The organism is Staphylococcus sp. HMSC062H10, assembly GCF_001836945.1.
Taxonomy (GTDB): Bacteria; Bacillota; Bacilli; order Staphylococcales; family Staphylococcaceae; genus Staphylococcus; species Staphylococcus aureus.
This window is the reverse complement of sequence record NZ_KV830994.1, coordinates 15,388-36,784: the sequence shown is the minus strand read 5'-3', so window position 1 is coordinate 36,784 and position 21,397 is coordinate 15,388. Positions and strand designations below refer to the sequence as shown.

General features: G+C 33.6%; 23 protein-coding genes. 18 read left to right on the top strand and 5 right to left on the bottom strand.

Features of this window, described 5'->3' with window-relative positions; all coding sequences use genetic code 11:
• Positions 1-35: 35 nt before the first annotated feature.
• The 8 genes from hxlA to HMPREF2658_RS11565 all read left to right on the top strand — a co-directional run bounded on the left by hxlA (position 36) and on the right by HMPREF2658_RS11565 (position 7,552).
• The gene (gene hxlA, locus HMPREF2658_RS11600) at positions 36-668 is read left to right on the top strand and encodes a 3-hexulose-6-phosphate synthase (protein ID WP_000422864.1); all 633 of its coding nucleotides are present in this window, start codon (positions 36-38) and stop codon (positions 666-668) included.
• Between the two features lies 1 nt (position 669).
• Positions 670-1,218 carry a 6-phospho-3-hexuloisomerase gene (gene hxlB, locus HMPREF2658_RS11595; protein ID WP_001051592.1) on the top strand — a complete coding sequence of 183 codons (549 nt, stop codon included), beginning with the start codon at positions 670-672 and terminating at the stop codon, positions 1,216-1,218.
• Between the two features lie 112 nt (positions 1,219-1,330).
• A complete protein-coding gene (locus tag HMPREF2658_RS11590; protein ID WP_000667397.1) occupies positions 1,331-1,978 on the top strand; it encodes an HAD family hydrolase in 648 nt (215 codons plus the stop codon).
• A gap of 500 nt (positions 1,979-2,478) precedes the next feature.
• Positions 2,479-3,879 (top strand): MFS transporter, encoded by a 1,401-nt coding sequence (locus HMPREF2658_RS11585; RefSeq protein ID WP_000347068.1) that lies wholly within the window; start codon positions 2,479-2,481, stop codon positions 3,877-3,879.
• Between the two features lie 543 nt (positions 3,880-4,422).
• Positions 4,423-5,799 carry a long-chain fatty acid--CoA ligase gene (locus HMPREF2658_RS11580; protein WP_001100830.1) on the top strand — a complete coding sequence of 459 codons (1,377 nt, stop codon included), beginning with the start codon at positions 4,423-4,425 and terminating at the stop codon, positions 5,797-5,799.
• 1 nt (position 5,800) lies between these two features.
• Positions 5,801-6,940, top strand: coding sequence for a thiolase family protein (locus HMPREF2658_RS11575; RefSeq protein ID WP_001070675.1), 1,140 nt, complete (start codon positions 5,801-5,803; stop codon positions 6,938-6,940).
• On the top strand, positions 6,915-7,280 hold the full coding sequence (locus HMPREF2658_RS11570; protein WP_001165063.1) for a hypothetical protein: 366 nt from the start codon (positions 6,915-6,917) through the stop codon (positions 7,278-7,280). The genes HMPREF2658_RS11575 and HMPREF2658_RS11570 overlap by 26 nt, the downstream gene beginning before the upstream one ends.
• Positions 7,281-7,282: 2 nt before the next feature.
• Entirely contained in the window at positions 7,283-7,552 is a 270-nt protein-coding gene (locus tag HMPREF2658_RS11565; RefSeq protein ID WP_000671094.1) for a hypothetical protein, read from the top strand.
• Positions 7,553-7,752: 200 nt separating this feature from the next.
• Here HMPREF2658_RS11565 and vraX read toward each other — a convergent pair whose 3' ends face one another.
• The gene (gene vraX / locus HMPREF2658_RS11560) at positions 7,753-7,920 is read right to left on the bottom strand and encodes a C1q-binding complement inhibitor VraX (protein ID WP_000587958.1); all 168 of its coding nucleotides are present in this window, start codon (positions 7,918-7,920) and stop codon (positions 7,753-7,755) included.
• Positions 7,921-8,452: 532 nt separating this feature from the next.
• Complete coding sequence (gene thiD, locus HMPREF2658_RS11555) at positions 8,453-9,283, bottom strand: bifunctional hydroxymethylpyrimidine kinase/phosphomethylpyrimidine kinase (protein ID WP_001185462.1); 831 nt, start codon at positions 9,281-9,283, stop codon at positions 8,453-8,455.
• Between the two features lie 183 nt (positions 9,284-9,466).
• Here thiD and HMPREF2658_RS11550 point away from each other — a divergent pair, with 183 nt between their 5' ends.
• From HMPREF2658_RS11550 to HMPREF2658_RS11535, 4 genes are all read left to right on the top strand, one after another.
• Entirely contained in the window at positions 9,467-10,123 is a 657-nt protein-coding gene (locus HMPREF2658_RS11550) for a uracil-DNA glycosylase (RefSeq protein WP_070854420.1), read from the top strand.
• Positions 10,124-10,504 carry a DUF5327 family protein gene (locus HMPREF2658_RS11545; RefSeq protein ID WP_000248112.1) on the top strand — a complete coding sequence of 127 codons (381 nt, stop codon included), beginning with the start codon at positions 10,124-10,126 and terminating at the stop codon, positions 10,502-10,504.
• Between the two features lie 132 nt (positions 10,505-10,636).
• Positions 10,637-11,005, top strand: coding sequence for a DUF423 domain-containing protein (locus HMPREF2658_RS11540; protein ID WP_000765183.1), 369 nt, complete (start codon positions 10,637-10,639; stop codon positions 11,003-11,005).
• A 120-nt stretch (positions 11,006-11,125) separates the two neighbouring features.
• Complete coding sequence (locus HMPREF2658_RS11535; RefSeq protein WP_000412518.1) at positions 11,126-12,610, top strand: APC family permease; 1,485 nt, start codon at positions 11,126-11,128, stop codon at positions 12,608-12,610.
• 140 nt (positions 12,611-12,750) lie between these two features.
• On the opposite strand, the gene HMPREF2658_RS11530 is transcribed toward HMPREF2658_RS11535, so the two are convergent.
• From HMPREF2658_RS11530 to hemQ, 3 genes are all read right to left on the bottom strand, one after another.
• On the bottom strand, positions 12,751-13,203 hold the full coding sequence (locus tag HMPREF2658_RS11530; protein WP_000498575.1) for a threonine/serine exporter family protein: 453 nt from the start codon (positions 13,201-13,203) through the stop codon (positions 12,751-12,753).
• A gap of 12 nt (positions 13,204-13,215) precedes the next feature.
• On the bottom strand, positions 13,216-13,980 hold the full coding sequence (locus HMPREF2658_RS11525; protein WP_000354088.1) for a threonine/serine exporter family protein: 765 nt from the start codon (positions 13,978-13,980) through the stop codon (positions 13,216-13,218).
• Between the two features lie 549 nt (positions 13,981-14,529).
• Positions 14,530-15,282, bottom strand: a complete 753-nt coding sequence (gene hemQ / locus HMPREF2658_RS11520) for a hydrogen peroxide-dependent heme synthase (protein ID WP_000075712.1) — start codon at positions 15,280-15,282, stop codon at positions 14,530-14,532.
• A gap of 167 nt (positions 15,283-15,449) precedes the next feature.
• On the opposite strand from hemQ, the gene pta reads away from it, so the two are divergent.
• From pta to HMPREF2658_RS11490, 6 genes are all read left to right on the top strand, one after another.
• Positions 15,450-16,436, top strand: a complete 987-nt coding sequence (gene pta, locus HMPREF2658_RS11515) for a phosphate acetyltransferase (RefSeq protein ID WP_000774287.1) — start codon at positions 15,450-15,452, stop codon at positions 16,434-16,436.
• A gap of 2 nt (positions 16,437-16,438) precedes the next feature.
• On the top strand, positions 16,439-17,275 hold the full coding sequence (locus HMPREF2658_RS11510) for a lipoate--protein ligase family protein (protein ID WP_000362356.1): 837 nt from the start codon (positions 16,439-16,441) through the stop codon (positions 17,273-17,275).
• Between the two features lie 586 nt (positions 17,276-17,861).
• Entirely contained in the window at positions 17,862-18,782 is a 921-nt protein-coding gene (mvk, locus tag HMPREF2658_RS11505) for a mevalonate kinase (protein ID WP_000197034.1), read from the top strand.
• 4 nt (positions 18,783-18,786) lie between these two features.
• A complete protein-coding gene (mvaD, locus tag HMPREF2658_RS11500) occupies positions 18,787-19,770 on the top strand; it encodes a diphosphomevalonate decarboxylase (protein ID WP_000597319.1) in 984 nt (327 codons plus the stop codon).
• Positions 19,771-19,782: 12 nt separating this feature from the next.
• On the top strand, positions 19,783-20,859 hold the full coding sequence (locus HMPREF2658_RS11495) for a phosphomevalonate kinase (protein ID WP_000616885.1): 1,077 nt from the start codon (positions 19,783-19,785) through the stop codon (positions 20,857-20,859).
• 176 nt (positions 20,860-21,035) lie between these two features.
• Positions 21,036-21,377 carry a YuzB family protein gene (locus tag HMPREF2658_RS11490; RefSeq protein WP_000798967.1) on the top strand — a complete coding sequence of 114 codons (342 nt, stop codon included), beginning with the start codon at positions 21,036-21,038 and terminating at the stop codon, positions 21,375-21,377.
• The last annotated feature ends 20 nt before the right edge of the window (positions 21,378-21,397 follow it).

Below are 21,397 nucleotides of genomic sequence, written 5' to 3'. Positions count from 1 at the left end.
TAGAAAGATAAAAAGCATTGGAAGGATGATTTTTAGTGGAATTACAATTAGCAATTGATTTATTAAACAAAGAAGACGCGGCTGAGTTAGCAAATAAAGTAAAAGATTATGTAGATATCGTAGAAATCGGTACGCCAATCATATACAACGAAGGCTTACCAGCAGTTAAACATATGGCAGACAACATTAGTAATGTAAAAGTATTAGCAGACATGAAAATTATGGATGCAGCTGATTATGAAGTTAGCCAAGCAATTAAATTTGGCGCGGATGTAATTACAATACTAGGTGTTGCAGAAGATGCATCAATTAAAGCAGCTATTGAAGAAGCTCATAAAAATAATAAACAATTACTAGTTGATATGATTGCTGTTCAAGATTTAGAAAAACGTGCAAAAGAACTAGATGAAATGGGTGCTGATTATATTGCAGTACACACTGGTTATGATTTACAAGCAGAAGGGCAATCACCATTAGAAAGTTTAAGAACCGTTAAATCTGTTATTAAAAATTCTAAGGTTGCAGTAGCAGGTGGAATTAAACCAGATACAATTAAAGAAATTGTCGCTGAAAGTCCTGATCTTGTTATTGTTGGTGGCGGAATCGCAAATGCAGATGATCCAGTAGAAGCTGCAAAACAATGTCGCGCTGCAATCGAAGGTAAGTAATATGGCTAAATTTAGTGACTATCAATTAATTCTAGATGAATTAAAGATGACTTTGTCACATGTTGAAGCGGATGAGTTTTCAACGTTTGCGTCCAAAATACTACATGCTGAACATATATTTGTAGCTGGCAAAGGACGTTCAGGATTCGTGGCGAATAGTTTTGCAATGCGCTTAAATCAGCTCGGCAAACAGGCACATGTTGTTGGAGAATCAACGACACCTGCGATTAAGTCGAATGATGTATTTGTAATTATCTCTGGTTCAGGTTCCACGGAACATTTAAGATTATTAGCAGATAAAGCAAAATCAGTAGGTGCTGACATCGTATTAATTACTACAAATAAAGATTCTGCAATAGGCAATCTAGCTGGGACGAACATCGTTTTGCCTGCAGGTACAAAATATGATGAACATGGTTCTGCACAACCGTTAGGAAGTTTGTATGAACAAGCATCTCAATTATTTTTAGATAGCGTTGTAATGGGATTGATGACTGAAATGAATGTTTCAGAACAAACGATGCAACAAAATCATGCTAATTTAGAATAAAACAAAGATAGTCGATAATATGATGCCTAGGCAGAAATATTATCGATTATTTTTTTATTTAAATAATAAATTATAGTATAATATAAATAATAAACGAATAGGGGTGTTAATATTGAAGTTTGAAAATTATATTTTTGATTTTGATGGTACGTTGGCAGACACGAAAAAATGTGGTGAAGTAGCAACACAAAGTGCATTTAAAGCATGTGGTTTAACAGAACCATCAGCTCAAGACATATCGCATTATATGGGAATACCTATTGAAGAATCATTTTTAAAATTAGCAGACCGACCATTAGATGAAGCAACATTAGCTCAGTTAATCGATACATTTAGACATACTTATCAATCTATTGAAAAGGACTATATTTATGAGTTTGCTGGCATAACTGAAGCCATTACAAGTTTATATAACCAAGGGAAAAAGCTTTTCGTTGTGTCTAGTAAGAAGAGTGATGTATTAGAAAGAAATTTATCGGCTATAGGGTTAAATCATTTAATCATCGAAGCTGTTGGATCCGATCAAGTAAGTGCATATAAACCAAACCCTGAAGGTATACATACAATTGTGCAACGCTACAATTTAAATAGCAAACAAACGGTGTATATTGGGGATTCAACGTTTGATGTTGAGATGGCACAACGTGCTGGTGTGCAATCTGCAGCTGTCACTTGGGGTGCACATGATGCAAGATCATTACTTCACTCTAATCCGGATTTTATTATTAATGATCCATCAGAAATTAATACCGTATTATAAAACTTGTTAAAACAGAGAATTTCATGGTTAACATGCATATTCATAAATATTAGATTATACATAGAAATATTTCGCTTTAGATTAGGAATTTAAAATAAATATTTATTAAACATTATGAATTTTTAAAGAGTGATGTCTGATTCGTTGATCATTTATTTTGTAAAAATAAATTAAAGTAATGAGAAAGTTATTGAAGTAAATTGAATATTAGCATTTAAATACGATGTAGAAAATAGCGATAGCATATAACTTATATGAAGTTGTATGCTATCGCTATTTTTAGTTATAATTCCAAAAAGTTAATCGTTCGATGATTTAAGAATTATTATTGTTTAATTCAAATGTACGAGGGTATAAAATCATTGAATTTAATTCGATAAAGTGAAATTTTTGAACAAACATACTTTTGTATTTATATAAAAGTTTATATTCTTATAAATTTGACAAAACTAATTAACTCCGTATAATTATGAAACATACAAGAGGGAGTGTATGAATTCATGGATTTTAATAAAGAGAATATTAACATGGTGGATGCAAAGAAAGCTAAAAAGACTGTTGTTGCAACCGGTATCGGTAATGCAATGGAATGGTTCGATTTTGGTGTCTATGCATATACAACTGCGTACATTGGAGCGAACTTCTTCTCTCCAGTAGAGAGTGCAGACATTCGACAAATGTTGACTTTCGCAGCATTAGCCATTGCGTTTTTATTAAGACCAATTGGTGGTGTTGTATTTGGTATTATTGGTGACAAATATGGACGTAAAGTTGTATTAACATCAACAATTATTTTAATGGCATTTTCAACATTAACCATTGGATTATTGCCAAGCTATGATCAAATTGGACTTTGGGCACCAATACTATTATTGCTTGCAAGAGTACTACAAGGGTTTTCAACAGGTGGAGAGTATGCGGGTGCAATGACATATGTAGCCGAATCATCTCCAGATAAGCGTCGTAACTCATTAGGTAGCGGACTTGAAATTGGGACATTATCAGGTTACATAGCTGCTTCAATTATGATTGCCTTACTCACATTCTTCTTAACTGATGAACAAATGGCATCATTTGGTTGGAGAATCCCATTCTTACTTGGTTTATTCCTAGGATTATTTGGCTTATATTTACGTCGTAAGCTTGAAGAATCACCAGTTTTCGAAAATGATGTTGCAACACAGCCAGAAAGAGATAACATTAACTTTTTACAAATCATCAGATTTTATTACAAAGATATATTTGTGTGTTTTGTAGCTGTTGTATTCTTCAATGTTACGAACTATATGGTAACTGCATATTTACCAACCTATTTAGAACAAGTTATTAAATTAGATGCAACGACAACAAGTGTATTAATTACTTGTGTCATGGCAATAATGATTCCATTAGCATTAATGTTTGGTAAGTTAGCGGATAAAATAGGTGAAAAGAAAGTATTTCTAATTGGTACTGGTGGGCTAACATTATTTAGTATCATCGCATTTATGTTATTACATTCACAATCATTTGTTGTAATAGTAATCGGTATATTTTTATTAGGATTTTTCTTATCAACTTACGAAGCGACAATGCCAGGGTCGTTACCAACGATGTTTTACAGTCATATAAGATATCGAACTTTATCAGTAACATTTAATATCTCTGTTTCGATATTTGGTGGTACGACGCCATTAGTTGCAACATGGTTAGTTACGAAAACTGGAGATCCATTAGCACCTGCGTATTATTTAACAGCAATCAGTGTTATTGGCTTTTTAGTTATTACATTCTTACATTTAAGTACAGCAGGAAAATCTCTAAAAGGTTCGTATCCAAACGTAGATAACGAGCAAGATAGATCTTATTATGCAGAACATCCAAAAGAAGCATTATGGTGGGTTAAAGAACGTAAGAATTAGAGATTTTAATAAAAAGTATAAATCAATCGTATATAAGCACTTTAAAGCTAGTAGGTTCTGCTAACTTTAAAGTGCTTTTTAAATTGAGAACTGTAATTAGCCGTAATAAAGTTTTTGTATATACATAAACCCCCACTGCAATGATTATCGCAATGGGGGAAAGAGGGGACTTAAAGCATATGTTTAGCTTTGAATACTTAAAATTCTCTTGCTATTGAAATGTTAGGATGTAAATATGTCTTAGAGTATTTTGTCCAACGCAATTAATATTGAGACTCTAACCTTCAATATTATTATAGAGAACACAAACTTAAATAGATTGGGTGACTTATTTGTGTCAGTTATTGCGATTGCGATAACTTCTTTTCTCTATATACATATAGTAACGTCTTATCTAATAAAAAACATGGTACTACAGTATCAAATTTATCTAGGGCTTAAGTTTGATTTTTATAATAGGCAGGTTTACCTGATAAAAATTCTTATTCATTATATAATGTTAACAAGATGTATTTTAAAGTTTACATTGAGTGAGGGATATTGATGAACGTAATTTTAGAACAGTTGAAAACACATACTCAAAATAAACCTAATGACATAGCATTACATATCGATGATGAAACAATTACATATAGTCAACTAAATGCCCGCATCACTAGCGCAGTTGAATCTTTGCAGAAATATTCACTTAACCCTGTCGTTGCTATTAATATGAAATCACCGGTGCAAAGTATTATTTGTTATTTAGCTTTGCATCGTTTACATAAAGTGCCTATGATGATGGAAGGTAAATGGCAAAGTACTATACATCGTCAATTGATTGAAAAATATGGTATTAAAGATGTAATTGAAGATACAGGTCTCATGCAGAGTATAGACTCACCGATGTTTATTGATTCAACGCAATTACAGCACTACACCAATTTATTACATATTGGTTTTACTTCAGGGACAACTGGACTGCCAAAAGCATATTATCGTGATGAAGATTCATGGTTGGCTTCTTTTGAAGTTAATGAAATGTTGATGTTAAAAAATGAAAATGCAATAGCAGCCCCTGGACCACTATCGCACTCGTTAACATTATATGCGTTATTGTTTGCTTTAAGTTCCGGTCGTACTTTTATAGGACAGACCACTTTTCATCCTGAAAAGTTACTTAATCAATGTCGTAAAATATCATCATACAAAGTTGCTATGTTTCTTGTTCCAACGATGATTAAATCATTATTGTTAGTTTACAACAATGAACATACAATCCAATCATTTTTTAGCAGTGGGGATAAGCTGCATTCTTCTATTTTTAAAAAGATAAAAAATCAAGCAAATGACATAAATTTGATTGAATTTTTTGGTACATCGGAAACCAGTTTTATCAGCTATAACTTGAATCAGCAAGCACCAGTTGAATCTGTAGGTGTGCTATTTCCAAATGTGGAATTGAAAACAACGAATCACGATCACAATGGTATAGGAACTATTTGTATAAAAAGTAATATGATGTTTAGTGGCTATGTAAGCGAACAATGTATAAATAATGATGAATGGTTTGTTACTAATGATGATGGCTATGTAAAAGAGCAGTATTTATATTTAACGGGACGACAACATGATATGTTAATTATTGGTGGTCAAAATATATATCCAGCACATGTTGAACGCCTTTTAACGCAATCGTCGAGCATTGATGAAGCAATTATAATCGGTATTCCAAATGAGCGTTTTGGTCAAATAGGCGTATTGCTTTATTCTGGTGATGTGACACTTACACATAAAAATGTAAAACAATTTTTAAAAAAGAAAGTGAAACGCTATGAAATTCCATCGATGATTCATCATGTAGATAAGATGTATTACACTGCAAGTGGTAAAATTGTTAGAGAAAAAATGATGTCGATGTATTTGAGAGGTGAATTATAATATGAATCAAGCAGTCATAGTTGCAGCTAAACGAACTGCATTTGGGAAATATGGTGGCACTTTAAAACATTTAGAGCCAGAACAATTGCTCAAACCTTTATTCCAACATTTTAAAGAGAAGTATCCAGAGGTAATATCTAAAATAGATGATGTAGTTTTAGGTAATGTTGTTGGGAATGGTGGCAATATTGCAAGAAAAGCATTGCTTGAAGCGGGGCTTAAAGATTCAATACCTGGCGTCACAATCGATCGGCAATGTGGGTCTGGACTTGAAAGTGTTCAATATGCATGTCGCATGATTCAAGCCGGAGCTGGCAAGGTATATATTGCAGGCGGTGTTGAAAGTACAAGTCGAGCACCTTGGAAAATCAAACGACCGCATTCTGTGTACGAAACCGCATTACCTGAGTTTTATGAGCGTGCATCATTTGCACCTGAAATGAGCGACCCATCAATGATTCAAGGTGCTGAAAATGTGGCCAAGATGTATGATGTTTCAAGAGAATTACAAGATGAATTTGCTTATCGAAGTCATCAACTGACAGCGGAAAATGTAAAGAATGGAAATATTTCTCAGGAAATATTACCTATAACCGTTAAAGGAGAAATATTCAACACTGATGAAAGTCTAAAATCACATATTCCGAAAGATAACTTTGGTCGATTTAAGCCCGTGATCAAAGGTGGGACCGTTACCGCTGCGAATAGTTGTATGAAAAATGATGGTGCAGTTTTATTGCTTATTATGGAAAAAGATATGGCATACGAATTAGGTTTCGAGCATGGTTTATTATTTAAAGATGGTGTTACGGTAGGTGTTGATTCTAATTTTCCTGGCATTGGTCCAGTACCAGCCATTTCCAACTTACTAAAAAGAAATCAATTAACGATAGAAAATATTGAAGTCATTGAAATTAACGAAGCGTTCAGTGCACAGGTGGTTGCCTGCCAACAAGCTTTAAATATTTCAAATACGCAATTAAATATATGGGGTGGTGCATTAGCATCAGGTCATCCATACGGTGCAAGCGGTGCCCAATTAGTGACGCGATTATTTTATATGTTTGACAAAGAGTCTATGATTGCATCTATGGGGATTGGGGGAGGTCTAGGAAATGCAGCATTATTTACTCGATTCTAACCAGCGATTAAATGTGTCATTTTCTAAGGATAGTGTGGCTGCATATTATCAGTGTTTTAACCAACCTTATAGAAAAGAAGTACCACCATTAATGTGTGCGTCATTATGGTCAAAATTTGATTTATTTAAAAAATATGCAAATAGCGAACTGATTTTAACAAAATCAGCAATTAATCAAACTCAAAAGATAGAAGTAGACACAATATATGTAGGACGTTTAGAAGATATTGAATGCCGACAGATTCGCAATATCACACGTTATACAATGGCTTTAACATTAACTAAAAATGATCAACATGTCATAACGGTTACACAAACTTTTATTAAGGCGATGAAGTAGAGATGAAGTTTAATGAGATATGGATAAATGAATATTTGGCGCTCGTAAATGATGATAATCCAATACATAATGAGATTGTGCCAGGACAATTAGTGAGTCAAATGATGTTGATGGCTATGTCATTAGAGGCGAACCAGTGTCAAATTAATTACGTTAAACCTATTTTAATAAATGAAAATATCGAATTCATTGAAGAACATGAGCAAGAAATGATAGCAATTAATGACGATGGAGAGATTAAAATAAAGATTTCTTTGAGCACAAAAAAATAACCGATATTAGCTGCATGAACGCATATTAATTAGGAGATGAAAGGACAGCTAATATCAGTTATGTATTGTTATTATTATTGGGAACAGAGATAAATATAGGTTACGTTTCTTTCTTTGCACGGGGATGCATTAATCTAAAATAATAATAACAACTATATCAATGTTTAATAAATTCTGGATTATTGGAACGATTAGTCAATTTAACTAACTTTCATATGATCTATATCGTCTTGTAATAAAGAGAGCAATTTGAATATTTCAGTATCACTAAATGAATCGTCACATTTAATTGAAACATGCTGAAACGTTTTGGTTATAATTTCATAAACTGGTGCGCCTTCATGATGATACTGTCGATAAATAATCATAACCTATATTACCTCCTTTGCTACTCTATGGTTATATTATAAATAACATTTTTATGTGTGACATCAACCTTAAGTATCAACTTTTTATCAGACATAGAACGTATTTTTTACTAAGACTATTTATGTATAAAATTTCCAAAGAAATATATTTTTATAGAGTCGTTGAGAAGTTATTTTTAATTTCAAAAAATGTCGGAATTAGTAGAGTGGGATAAAACGTTATGTTTAAACAAGGGCATAATAAAGTTCCGAAAGGATTTGTTTTTTTAGGATAACTGATTCGTGACACTGTAACTGAATATTATATACATATGTTGAAATAAAACTACCTGTAACGATGACTTACAATACTTTTTTGTCCAATTTAACTGTGGAGATCAAACAAGTATTTAATAACTAAAATAACCACACCGAAAGTGACTTTATTGTGTACTGAGCTCCAAAGTTAGACTTTGAAAGCTAACTTTACTGGCGCACAGCAATGACACTCAAATTATAAGGTGTGGTTAATCTATTTTTTATGAAAGAAGCATTAAACCTCTGTTACTTCAACATCGATATGTTCAATACGGTTGTATGCACCGTGATCCACAGGACCAACAAAATCGTTCATTTTCCAACCGTTTTTAATAGCAGAAGCGACGAAAGCTTTCGCACTAATCACAGCTTCTTTCGGTGACTTACCGTTAGCTAAATATGCAGTTGTTGCCGCAGCAAATGTACAACCAGCACCATGGTTATAACTTTGTTGGAACATGTCTGTAGTTAGTTGATAAAATGTTTGACCATCATAGTATAAGTCATACGATTTATCTTGATCTAAAGCTTTGCCACCTTTAATGATGACATGCTGCGCGCCTTTATCAAAGATAATTGTTGCAGCCTTTTTCATATCTTCAATTGAATTTAATTTACCTAATCCTGATAATTGACCTGCTTCAAATAAGTTTGGTGTCACTACCGTTGCTTTAGGTAGTAAATATTTAATCATCGCCTCAGTATTTCCAGGGTTAAGCACTTCATCTTCGCCTTTACAAACCATGACAGGATCTACTACAAAGTATTGTGCATTAGATGCCTCATATACTTCTCCAGCACGTTTGATTATCTCCTCAGTACCTAACATACCTGTTTTAATAGCATCAGGTCCGATTGATAAAGCCGTTTCAAGTTGCTTTTCAAATACGTCCATAGGTAATGGTGTGACATCGTGTGACCATGTATCTTTATCCATAGTAACGATGGCAGTTAAAGCGACCATGCCATACGTATCTAATTCTTGGAACGTTTTCAAATCTGCTTGCATACCTGCGCCAGCACTTGTGTCAGAACCGGCAATTGTTAAAACTTTCTTTAAAGCCATTGAGCTTCACTCCTACATAATAATATTGTATTCATCATATCATTTTTAACCTAATTGAAAAATATTAAGCATTCAATATTTGATGATTGTTGAAATGAATCATTCATACTATTGTAACTTTTGAAAATGTCATTCACTTTAGATAAGTGTGATATGTTAAAATATGTCCTGAGGTGAGATTGAATGGAATGGTCGCAAATTTTTCATGACATAACAACGAAACATGACTTTAAAGCTATGCATGATTTTTTAGAAAAAGAATATTCGACTGCAATCGTATACCCTGATAGGGAAAATATATATCAAGCGTTTGATATAACACCGTTTGAAAATATCAAAGTTGTTATATTAGGACAAGACCCGTATCATGGTCCAAACCAAGCACATGGATTAGCATTTTCAGTGCAACCTAACGCAAAATTCCCTCCATCTTTACGTAATATGTATAAAGAATTAGCAGATGATATTGGATGTGTTAGACAAACACCACATTTACAAGATTGGGCAAGAGAAGGCGTCTTGTTATTGAATACAGTTTTAACCGTAAGACAGGGTGAAGCAAATTCTCATCGTGATATTGGTTGGGAAACATTTACTGATGAAATTATTAAAGCAGTGTCTGATTATAAAGAACATGTTGTCTTTATTTTGTGGGGGAAACCTGCACAGCAAAAAATCAAGCTTATCGATACATCTAAACATTGTATTATAAAATCAGTGCATCCTAGTCCACTGTCTGCATATAGAGGATTCTTTGGATCAAAACCGTATTCCAAAGCGAATACCTATTTAGAGTCAGTAGGAAAATCACCAATTAATTGGTGTGAAAGTGAGGCGTAGATGGTGAATAGAGAAACTTTAATAGCACGAATTGAGCAAGAATTAGTACAAGCAGAGCAGGCGCAGCATGACCATGACTTTGAAAAACATATGTATGCCATACATATATTAACATCTTTATATGCTTCAACATCAAATACACCACATATTGGTGAACAACAAATGAATCATCGTATTGCTAACCATAATCAAATGCCACATTCACAAATTACGCAGCCAACACATCAAGTGACAGCTGCTGAAATTGAAGCGATGGGTGGTAAAGTAAATACGCATTCAGCACATCATCATAATAAGTCATATTCACAACCTTCAAACCAACACCAAAGATTAGCAACAGATGATGACATTGGCAATGGTGAATCCATATTTGATTTTTAAAAAGCAACAATGAAACATAATGATTTAATAGCTTGTTAAGTATGTAGGTTAATAATCAAGACGCATATACTTTTATTCGAGTGTTCGGATTTAAACATTTATTAATACTGAATTATATAAGGAGAGGTAGCAATGAAATTATTTATTATTTTAGGTGCATTAAACGCGATGATGGCTGTCGGAACAGGTGCATTTGGTGCACATGGTTTACAAGGAAAAATAAGTGATCACTATTTATCAGTATGGGAAAAAGCAACGACGTATCAAATGTACCATGGCTTAGCATTATTAATTATAGGTGTAATTAGTGGTACAACTTCAATCAATGTTAACTGGGCTGGCTGGTTAATATTTGCTGGTATTATTTTCTTTAGTGGATCATTATATATTTTAGTATTAACTCAAATTAAAGTTTTAGGTGCGATTACGCCAATTGGTGGCGTATTGTTCATCATTGGATGGATAATGTTAATCATTGCGACATTCAAATTTGCTGGTTAAATTTTAAAACTTTAGATTACCTATGTAACTAAACATTAAATTTTTAATAAAAATAATCAAGAAAAAGAGTTACAAACTCATCTTTTGGGTATAGAATACCTTCGAGGTGAGTTTTTATTTATGGAAAAAAAGAATAAGCAAATAGATAGAGGCGATTTAAAACAAAACCTATCTGAAAAGTTTGTATGGGCGATTGCATATGGTTCATGTATCGGATGGGGCGCATTCATCTTACCAGGAGACTGGATTAAGCAGTCAGGTCCGATTGCAGCATCAATTGGTATTGTTATTGGTGCATTATTAATGATATTAATTGCGGTTAGTTATGGCGCATTAGTAGAGAGATTTCCAGTATCAGGGGGCGCGTTTGCCTTTAGTTTCTTAAGTTTCGGCAGATATGTGAGTTTCTTCTCATCATGGTTTTTAACTTTTGGCTATGTCTGTGTTGTTGCTTTAAATGCGACCGCATTCAGTTTACTAGTTAAATTCTTATTGCCAGATGTCTTAAATAATGGGAAACTATACACCATTGCGGGCTGGGACGTTTATATTACGGAAATCATTATTGCGACCGTATTACTACTTGTATTCATGCTAGTAACGATTCGTGGCGCAAGTGTATCTGGATCATTACAATATTATTTCTGTGTGGCGATGGTAATCGTCGTATTATTGATGTTCTTTGGTTCATTCTTTGGTAATAATTTTGCACTTGAAAATTTACAACCGTTAGCTGAACCTAGCAAAGGATGGTTAGTGTCTATTGTGGTTATTGTATCCGTGGCACCATGGGCATATGTTGGATTTGATAATATTCCACAAACAGCAGAAGAGTTTAACTTTGCACCAAACAAGACATTTAAGCTTATCGTGTATAGTTTATTAGCAGCATCATTAACTTATGTTGTCATGATTTTATACACTGGTTGGTTATCAACAAGTCATCAAAGTTTAAATGGACAGTTGTGGTTAACAGGTGCTGTTACACAAACAGCATTTGGTTATATTGGATTAGGTGTATTAGCAATTGCAATTATGATGGGTATATTTACTGGTTTAAATGGATTCTTGATGAGTTCAAGTCGCTTGTTATTTTCTATGGGACGTTCAGGTATTATGCCAACAATGTTTAGTAAATTACATAGTAAATACAAAACACCATATGTCGCAATCATATTCTTAGTAAGTGTGTCTTTAATTGCACCTTGGCTAGGAAGAACGGCATTGACTTGGATTGTAGATATGTCATCTACAGGTGTATCCATTGCCTACTTTATTACATGTTTGTCTGCTGCGAAATTATTCAGTTATAACAAACAAAGTAATACGTATGCACCGGTTTACAAAACGTTTGCTATTATCGGCTCATTTGTATCATTCATTTTCTTAGCGTTGTTATTAGTGCCAGGTTCTCCTGCAGCACTGACTGCACCATCTTATATTGCATTACTTGGATGGTTAATCATCGGTTTAATATTCTTTGTGATTCGATATCCTAAATTGAAAAATATGGATAATGATGAATTAAGTCGCTTGATTTTAAATAGAAGTGAAAATGAAGTTGATGATATGATTGAAGAACCTGAAAAAGAAAAAACTAAATAATAAAAGAATCGCACAATATACCTTCTTCATTCGGAGGCGTATCGTGCGATTTTTTGTATTATAAATTGACATTTAAGACGAGGCAGCTGAACCTTATATATAATTGCTAAGAGTTTGGGCTGAGCCATTTCTAACAATATTTATAATCGTTTAAAAGATTTCACGAACCCAGAAACAATTAATTTGGAAATTTGGTCGGCGAATAATAAACCTAATGCGATGGCTCCTGCAATAAGTGTTACTTCTAACATTGTATTTATTGCTGTGCTGAAATTTAATAAGACTAAATTTTTCGTTGCATCGTAAGCTAATCCACCTGGCACTAACGGGATGATACCTGTCACCATAAAAATGATTGCAGGTTCTTTTTGTTTACGTGCCATATAGTGACTTAATAAACCTAGGGCAAGACTGCCGAAGAAACTAGAGTATATAGTGTGCACACTAAAGCCGTTGAAGAATAAGGTATAAACCATCCATCCACACGTACCAACGAAACCACATGATAGATATAATTTTCTAGGTGCATCAAAAATGACGCAGAAGAACATTGAAGCTAAAAAGCTAAAGATAAAGTTTAAGATCCAAAACATAGTCTGATACTCCTATACTAAAATTAATACGCTACCAACGCCAGCACCGATGCCAAACGCAGTAACCAATGCTTCTAATGATTTCGTTGTGAACATCAACATGTGTCCACCAAATAAATCTTGTATTGCGTTTGTTATTAATACACCAGGAACAATAGGCATGACTGCCGCAATGATAATAGTTGCCAAGTCACCTGTTGGAATAAGTGTATGTCCAATAACGGCGATAATCCCAATAACTAATGAACCAATGAATTCTGGGATAAACTGTGCGTGTAATTTACGATCTAAAATCTCAGTGACTAGGTATCCTAGACTACCTGCTAATATCGCAGTTAAAACATCAATCAATCTACCACCTTGTAAATATAAGAAACTCATTGCAATCATTGCTGCAGCAAAACCTTTAAAGGGAAGACTGCTGTCACGCTTAGCAACATATATTTTTTCAAGTTGCGTTTTTGCCTCGGCTAAAGAAATTTCATTATTTGTAATTTGACGCGAAATTTTATTAGCTTGAGAAATTTTTATTAAGTTTGTATCTCGAGAGGTAATTCTAAATATTCTAGGAAACGATTCCGAATGTAATGTAAACTGGATGACAGTGTTTGTAACAAAGCTGTTACTTTCACTGTAACCAAGTTTTTTTGCAATACGTGTCATGGTATCTTCTACACGCGTACCTTCTGCACCAGATTCTAATAGTATGCGAGCAGCAAGCATGACAACATCTTTGATAAGTACCTCTTGTTTGTATTCTTCTGAATTTATGTCCATTTCATCACCATTGTTTATAAGAATTTAATACTTATTATAGTTTATACACTATAAAATAACCACATGAGCTTTTTGATAAGTTGTTATTGATTTTAAAAAACTAATATTTGATACTATTGTAATAATAATCATCGGAATTTTTAGTGGTTAAAATTCTCTTGAAGTATAAAAAGGAAAAAATATTGAAAAAAATTCGACAAAAATATGTTTCAAATATTTCAAATAGGTTAAAATAATATTAGTTAACCATTACAAAAATTGTATAGAGTAGCGACTGTATAATTTCTATTGAGGTTAACGTTTATATGTAGTGATAGTAGTTAAAGTTCTCCCAAGGAAGACTACTCGGGTACACTTTGCTATGAGCAAAGTGTACTTTGTTATTGATATTACATTAGCACATATATATATAAGTTTAAACATACAGATTTCAACTATTTACCAAATCACGTCTTATGTATACGGGAATATACTGAAGATAAACGAAAAATTCCAAGCTTAAACCGATAAGCTTGGAATTTTTTATTAATTTATAAACGTACCAATGTATTAAGAAATCGCAAAGAATTGATCGAATTCGTTTGTGTTAATAATATGTCCTACAAAGAAACTACCGAATTCACCGTATCGTGCTGTTGTTTCATCAAAGCGCATTTCGTATACAATTTTTTTGAATTGTAATACGTCATCTGAGAACAATGTTACGCCCCATTCGAAATCATCAAACCCTACAGAACCAGTAATAAATTGTTTGATTTTGCCTGCATATTTTCTACCAATCATACCATGGTCATACATTAATTTTTGGCGTTCTTCCATAGTTAACATGTACCAGTTATAAGTTTCATTACGACGTTTGTTCATTGGATAGAAACAAATATAATCAGAATGTGGTAATTCTGGGTATAATCTTGCTTTGATATGAGGGTTCTCATAAGGATCTTCATCAGATTTACCAGCTAAATAATTGCTCAATTCAATGACTGATACATATGAATATGTAGGGATTAAGAAGTCAGCAATGCGTAATTTGTTAAATTCATTTTCAATATGATTTAAAGACTTCATTTCAGGACGTAAGAACCATAATAACAAATCTGCTTTTTGACCAGTTATATTATAAATAGCTTGATCACCAGATTTTGATGATCTTACAGTTGCTGTATTTTCTAAAAATGATTGAAATTCAGTGACAAGTGCATCGCGTTCGTCCTTTGGAACTAGACGTAATGATGCCCAATCAACTGCATAAAATAAATGTAGACTATACCAACCATCTAATGTTTCGGCTGCTTGACTCATGTTTATCGCTCCTTTTCAAAAATCATCAGTTCTTTATAAATTTTATCATAAAGCAAAGGGGTAACGATAAAATTATGATTACAAATTGGTGACGTGGCATTATGAAATAAAATGGCGTATAATTATACCGTGAATGATTAATAAGATTTATATTACAGGAGGACATTATGGCTGATTTATTAAATGTATTAAAAGACAAACTTTCTGGTAAAAACGTTAAAATCGTATTACCTGAAGGAGAGGACGAACGTGTTCTAACAGCTGCAACACAATTACAAGCAACAGATTATGTTACACCAATCGTGTTAGGTGATGAGACTAAGGTTCAATCTTTAGCGCAAAAACTTAATCTTGATATTTCTAATATTGAATTAATTAATCCTGCGACAAGTGAATTGAAAGCTGAATTAGTTCAATCATTTGTTGAACGACGTAAAGGTAAAGCGACTGAAGAACAAGCACAAGAATTATTAAACAATGTGAACTACTTCGGTACAATGCTTGTTTATGCTGGTAAAGCAGATGGTTTAGTTAGTGGTGCAGCACATTCAACAGGCGACACTGTGCGTCCAGCATTACAAATCATCAAAACGAAACCAGGTGTATCAAGAACATCAGGTATCTTCTTTATGATTAAAGGTGATGAACAATACATCTTTGGTGATTGTGCAATCAATCCAGAACTTGATTCACAAGGACTTGCAGAAATTGCAGTAGAAAGTGCAAAATCAGCATTAAGCTTTGGCATGGATCCAAAAGTTGCAATGTTAAGCTTTTCAACAAAAGGGTCTGCTAAATCAGACGACGTGACAAAAGTTCAAGAAGCTGTCAAATTAGCACAACAAAAAGCTGAAGAAGAAAAATTAGAAGCAATCATTGATGGCGAATTCCAATTTGATGCTGCGATTGTACCAGGTGTTGCTGAGAAAAAAGCGCCAGGTGCTAAATTACAAGGTGATGCAAATGTCTTTGTATTCCCAAGTTTAGAAGCTGGTAATATTGGTTACAAAATTGCACAACGTTTAGGTGGATATGATGCAGTTGGTCCAGTATTACAAGGTTTAAATTCTCCAGTAAATGACTTATCACGTGGCTGCTCAATTGAAGATGTATACAATCTTTCAATTATTACAGCAGCGCAAGCCTTACAATAACGATGGATTTAGCGAGTAAATATTTTAATGGTGTCAACTGGCGATATATCGACCATTCTTCTGGATTAGAGCCTATGCAATCTTTCGCATTCGATGATACATTTTGCGAAAGTGTGGGCAAAGATATATCAGATAATGTTGTGCGTACTTGGATTCATCAACATACTGTTATTCTTGGTATTCATGATTCAAGATTGCCGTTTTTAAAAGATGGCATTGATTATTTAACGAATGAGATTGGTTATAATGCCATTGTTAGAAATTCTGGAGGCCTAGGTGTCGTTCTAGATCAAGGTGTATTAAATATATCGCTGATGTTCAAAGGACAAACAGAAACAACGATTGATGAAGCGTTTACTGTGATGTATCTCTTAATTAGCAAAATGTTCGAAGATGAGAATGTTGATATTGATACGATGGAAATTGAACATTCTTATTGCCCAGGAAAATTTGACTTAAGTATCGATGGTAAGAAATTTGCAGGCATATCGCAACGAAGAGTTAGAGGCGGTATTGCTGTACAAATTTATCTTTGTGTTGAAGGCTCTGGTTCAGAACGTGCATTGATGATGCAAACATTTTATGAACATGCTTTAAAAGGTGAAGTGACTAAATTTAAATATCCTGAAATTGAACCATCTTGTATGGCCTCATTAGAGACATTGCTTAACAAAACGATTACTGTTCAAGATGTAATGTTTTTACTATTATATGCAATCAAAGATCTTGGCGGTGTATTAAATATGACACCCATTACTCAAGAAGAATGGCAAAGATACGATACGTATTTTGATAAAATGATTGAAAGAAACAAGAAAATGATAGACCAAATGCAATAGTTAAATATTTAACAGCCCCTTTCAAGTTATCGTTTGGGGCTGTTATTTTTGAAAGTATCCATAAATAGCATAAATATGTTATTGACCTAATATTTAAATTGAACATCATTAAATTAAAAGTAATGATATGATTGAAATAATAAATTTAATAAGAAAATTTCATGTTTTACGTATTAAATAGATTGAGAATAGGGTATATATAATGCGTATGACTATGAAAGAACGAACCTTCTATTGAAATGTTCTAATACTTTAGTAGTAAATCTATATATTCCAATTATTATTTGTAGTATTATAGTTAGGGTGGAAAATTATAAATTGTAGGGCTATTTTATAAAAAGATAAAGAATCTGAAATATCACTCGATAAGATTTAAACTTTGAAGTAAACGAAAGTTAGTTTTATACTAATCAAGTTAAGTCAAATATAAATTCAAATTAAAGATTATACATAATATGAATAATGTGAGATAAAGACTGCAATGAAATTTAACGCGAATGCGTATGCAACTTAGAATATGATGTCTTTTACTAATAAATAAAAATAATGAATCAAGTATAGGATAAATATAAAAGGTGATATTGACATGACAAGAAAAGGATATGGGGAATCGACAGGTAAGATTATTTTAATAGGAGAACATGCTGTTACATTTGGAGAGCCTGCTATTGCAGTACCGTTTAACGCAGGTAAAATCAAAGTTTTAATAGAAGCCTTAGAGAGCGGGAACTATTCGTCTATTAAAAGCGATGTTTACGATGGTATGTTATATGATGCGCCTGACCATCTTAAGTCTTTGGTGAACCGTTTTGTAGAATTGAATAATATTACAGAGCCGCTAGCAGTAACGATCCAAACGAATTTACCACCATCACGTGGATTAGGATCGAGTGCAGCTGTCGCGGTTGCTTTTGTTCGTGCGAGTTATGATTTTTTAGGGAAATCATTAACGAAAGAAGAACTCATTGAAAAGGCTAATTGGGCAGAGCAAATTGCACATGGTAAACCAAGTGGTATTGATACGCAAACGATTGTATCAGGCAAACCAGTTTGGTTCCAAAAAGGTCATGCTGAAACGTTGAAAACGTTAAGTTTAGACGGCTATATGGTTGTTATAGATACTGGTGTGAAAGGTTCAACAAGACAAGCAGTAGAAGATGTTCATAAACTTTGTGAGGACCCTCAGTACATGTCACATGTAAAACATATCGGTAAGTTAGTTTTACGTGCGAGTGATGTGATTGAACATCATAACTTTGAAGCCTTAGCGGATATTTTTAATGAATGTCATGCGGATTTAAAGGCGTTGACAGTTAGTCATGATAAAATAGAACAATTAATGAAAATTGGTAAAGAAAATGGTGCGATTGCTGGAAAACTTACTGGTGCTGGTCGTGGTGGAAGTATGTTATTGCTTGCCAAAGATTTACCAACAGCGAAAAATATTGTAAAAGCTGTAGAAAAAGCTGGTGCAGCACATACATGGATTGAGAATTTAGGAGGTTAATGCGTTGATTAAAAGTGGCAAAGCACGTGCACATACGAATATTGCACTTATAAAATATTGGGGTAAAAAAGATGAAGCACTAATCATTCCAATGAATAATAGCATATCTGTTACATTAGAGGAATTTTACACTGAAACAAAAGTCACTTTTAACGACCAGTTAACACAGGATCAATTTTGGTTGAATGGTGAAAAGGTTAGTGGCAAAGAATTAGAGAAAATTTCAAAATATATGGATATTGTCAGAAATAGAGCTGGCATCGATTGGTATGTAGAAATTGAAAGCGACAATTTTGTACCAACAGCAGCAGGATTGGCTTCATCAGCAAGCGCATATGCAGCTTTAGCAGCAGCTTGTAATCAAGCGCTAGACTTGCAGCTGTCAGATAAGGATTTATCGAGATTGGCGCGAATCGGTTCGGGTTCTGCGTCGCGTAGTATTTATGGTGGATTTGCAGAATGGGAAAAAGGGTATAGTGATGAGACGTCATATGCCGTTCCACTTGAATCGAATCATTTTGAAGATGACCTTGCCATGATATTTGTTGTGATTAATCAACATTCTAAAAAGGTACCTAGTCGATATGGTATGTCATTGACACGAAACACATCAAGGTTTTATCAATATTGGTTAGATCATATTGATGAAGATTTAGCTGAAGCAAAAGCAGCGATTCAAGACAAAGATTTTAAACGCCTTGGTGAAGTAATTGAAGAAAATGGTTTGCGTATGCATGCCACGAATCTAGGATCAACACCGCCGTTCACATATCTTGTGCAAGAAAGTTATGATGTAATGGCGCTCGTTCACGAATGCCGAGAAGCGGGGTATCCGTGTTATTTTACGATGGATGCGGGTCCTAATGTGAAAATACTTGTAGAAAAGAAAAACAAGCAACAGATTATAGATAAATTATTAACACAGTTTGATAATAACCAAATTATTGATAGTGACATTATTGCCACAGGAATTGAAATAATTGAGTAAGGAAGAGATAAAATGATTCAGGTCAAAGCACCCGGAAAACTTTATATTGCTGGAGAATATGCTGTAACAGAACCAGGATATAAATCTGTACTTATTGCGTTAGATCGTTTTGTAACTGCTACTATTGAAGAAGCAGACCAATATAAAGGTACCATTCATTCAAAAGCATTACATCATAACCCAGTTACATTTAGTAGAGATGAAGATAGTATTGTCATTTCAGATCCACATGCAGCAAAGCAATTAAATTATGTGGTCACAGCTATTGAAATATTTGAACAATACGCGAAAAGTTGCGATATAGCGATGAAGCATTTTCATCTGACTATTGATAGTAATTTAGATGATTCAAATGGTCATAAATATGGATTAGGTTCAAGTGCAGCAGTACTTGTATCAGTTATAAAAGTATTAAATGAATTTTATGATATGAAGTTATCTAATTTATACATTTATAAACTAGCAGTGATTGCAAATATGAAGTTACAAAGTTTAAGTTCATGCGGAGATATTGCTGTGAGTGTATATAGTGGATGGTTAGCGTATAGTACTTTTGATCATGAATGGGTCAAGCATCAAATTGAAGATACTACGGTTGAAGAAGTTTTAATCAAAAACTGGCCTGGATTGCACATCGAACCATTACAAGCACCTGAAAATATGGAAGTACTTATCGGTTGGACTGGCTCACCGGCGTCATCACCACACTTTGTTAGCGAAGTGAAACGTTTGAAATCAGATCCTTCATTTTACGGTGACTTCTTAGAAGATTCACATCGTTGTGTTGAAAAACTTATTCATGCTTTTAAAACAAATAACATTAAAGGTGTGCAAAAGATGGTGCGTCAGAATCGTACAATTATTCAACGTATGGATAAAGAAGCTACAGTTGATATAGAAACTGAAAAGCTAAAATATTTGTGTGATATTGCTGAAAAGTATCACGGCGCATCTAAAACATCAGGCGCTGGTGGTGGAGACTGTGGTATTACAATTATCAATAAAGATGTAGATAAAGAAAAAATTTATGATGAATGGACAAAACATGGTATTAAACCATTAAAATTTAATATTTATCATGGGCAATAAATGATTTGATAGGGGAGCAATCATCTAATTTAATTAGAAGATAAATGCTCCATTTTTTATTGTCAGCCGTGTTACGTATCTTGAAAAAAATATTAAAAAGAGTAAAATAGATAGAGTTAACGAAAAAATTAATGAAATCAACGATATAGATATGATAAAGAAAGGTGGGTAGCAATATGAAAAATACATTCCTTATTTGTGATGAATGTCAGGCAGTCAATATAAGAACGTTACAAAAGAAGTTGGAAAAATTAGATCCCGATGCTGAAATCGTGATAGGTTGTCAATCTTATTGTGGACCTGGACGCCGAAAAACATTCACTTTTGTTAATAACCGCCCACTGGCTGCGCTTACTGAAGAAGAATTAATCGAAAAAGTTTCTCAACAATTAAAGAAACCACGTGATCCTGAAGAAGAAGAGCGTTTAAGAAAACGACATGAAGAACGTAAACGTCGTAAAGAAGAACAAGATAGAAAGCTTAAAGAAAAATTAGAAAAGCGAAAAGCACAACAATAAAACCTGATGGCAGCATCATT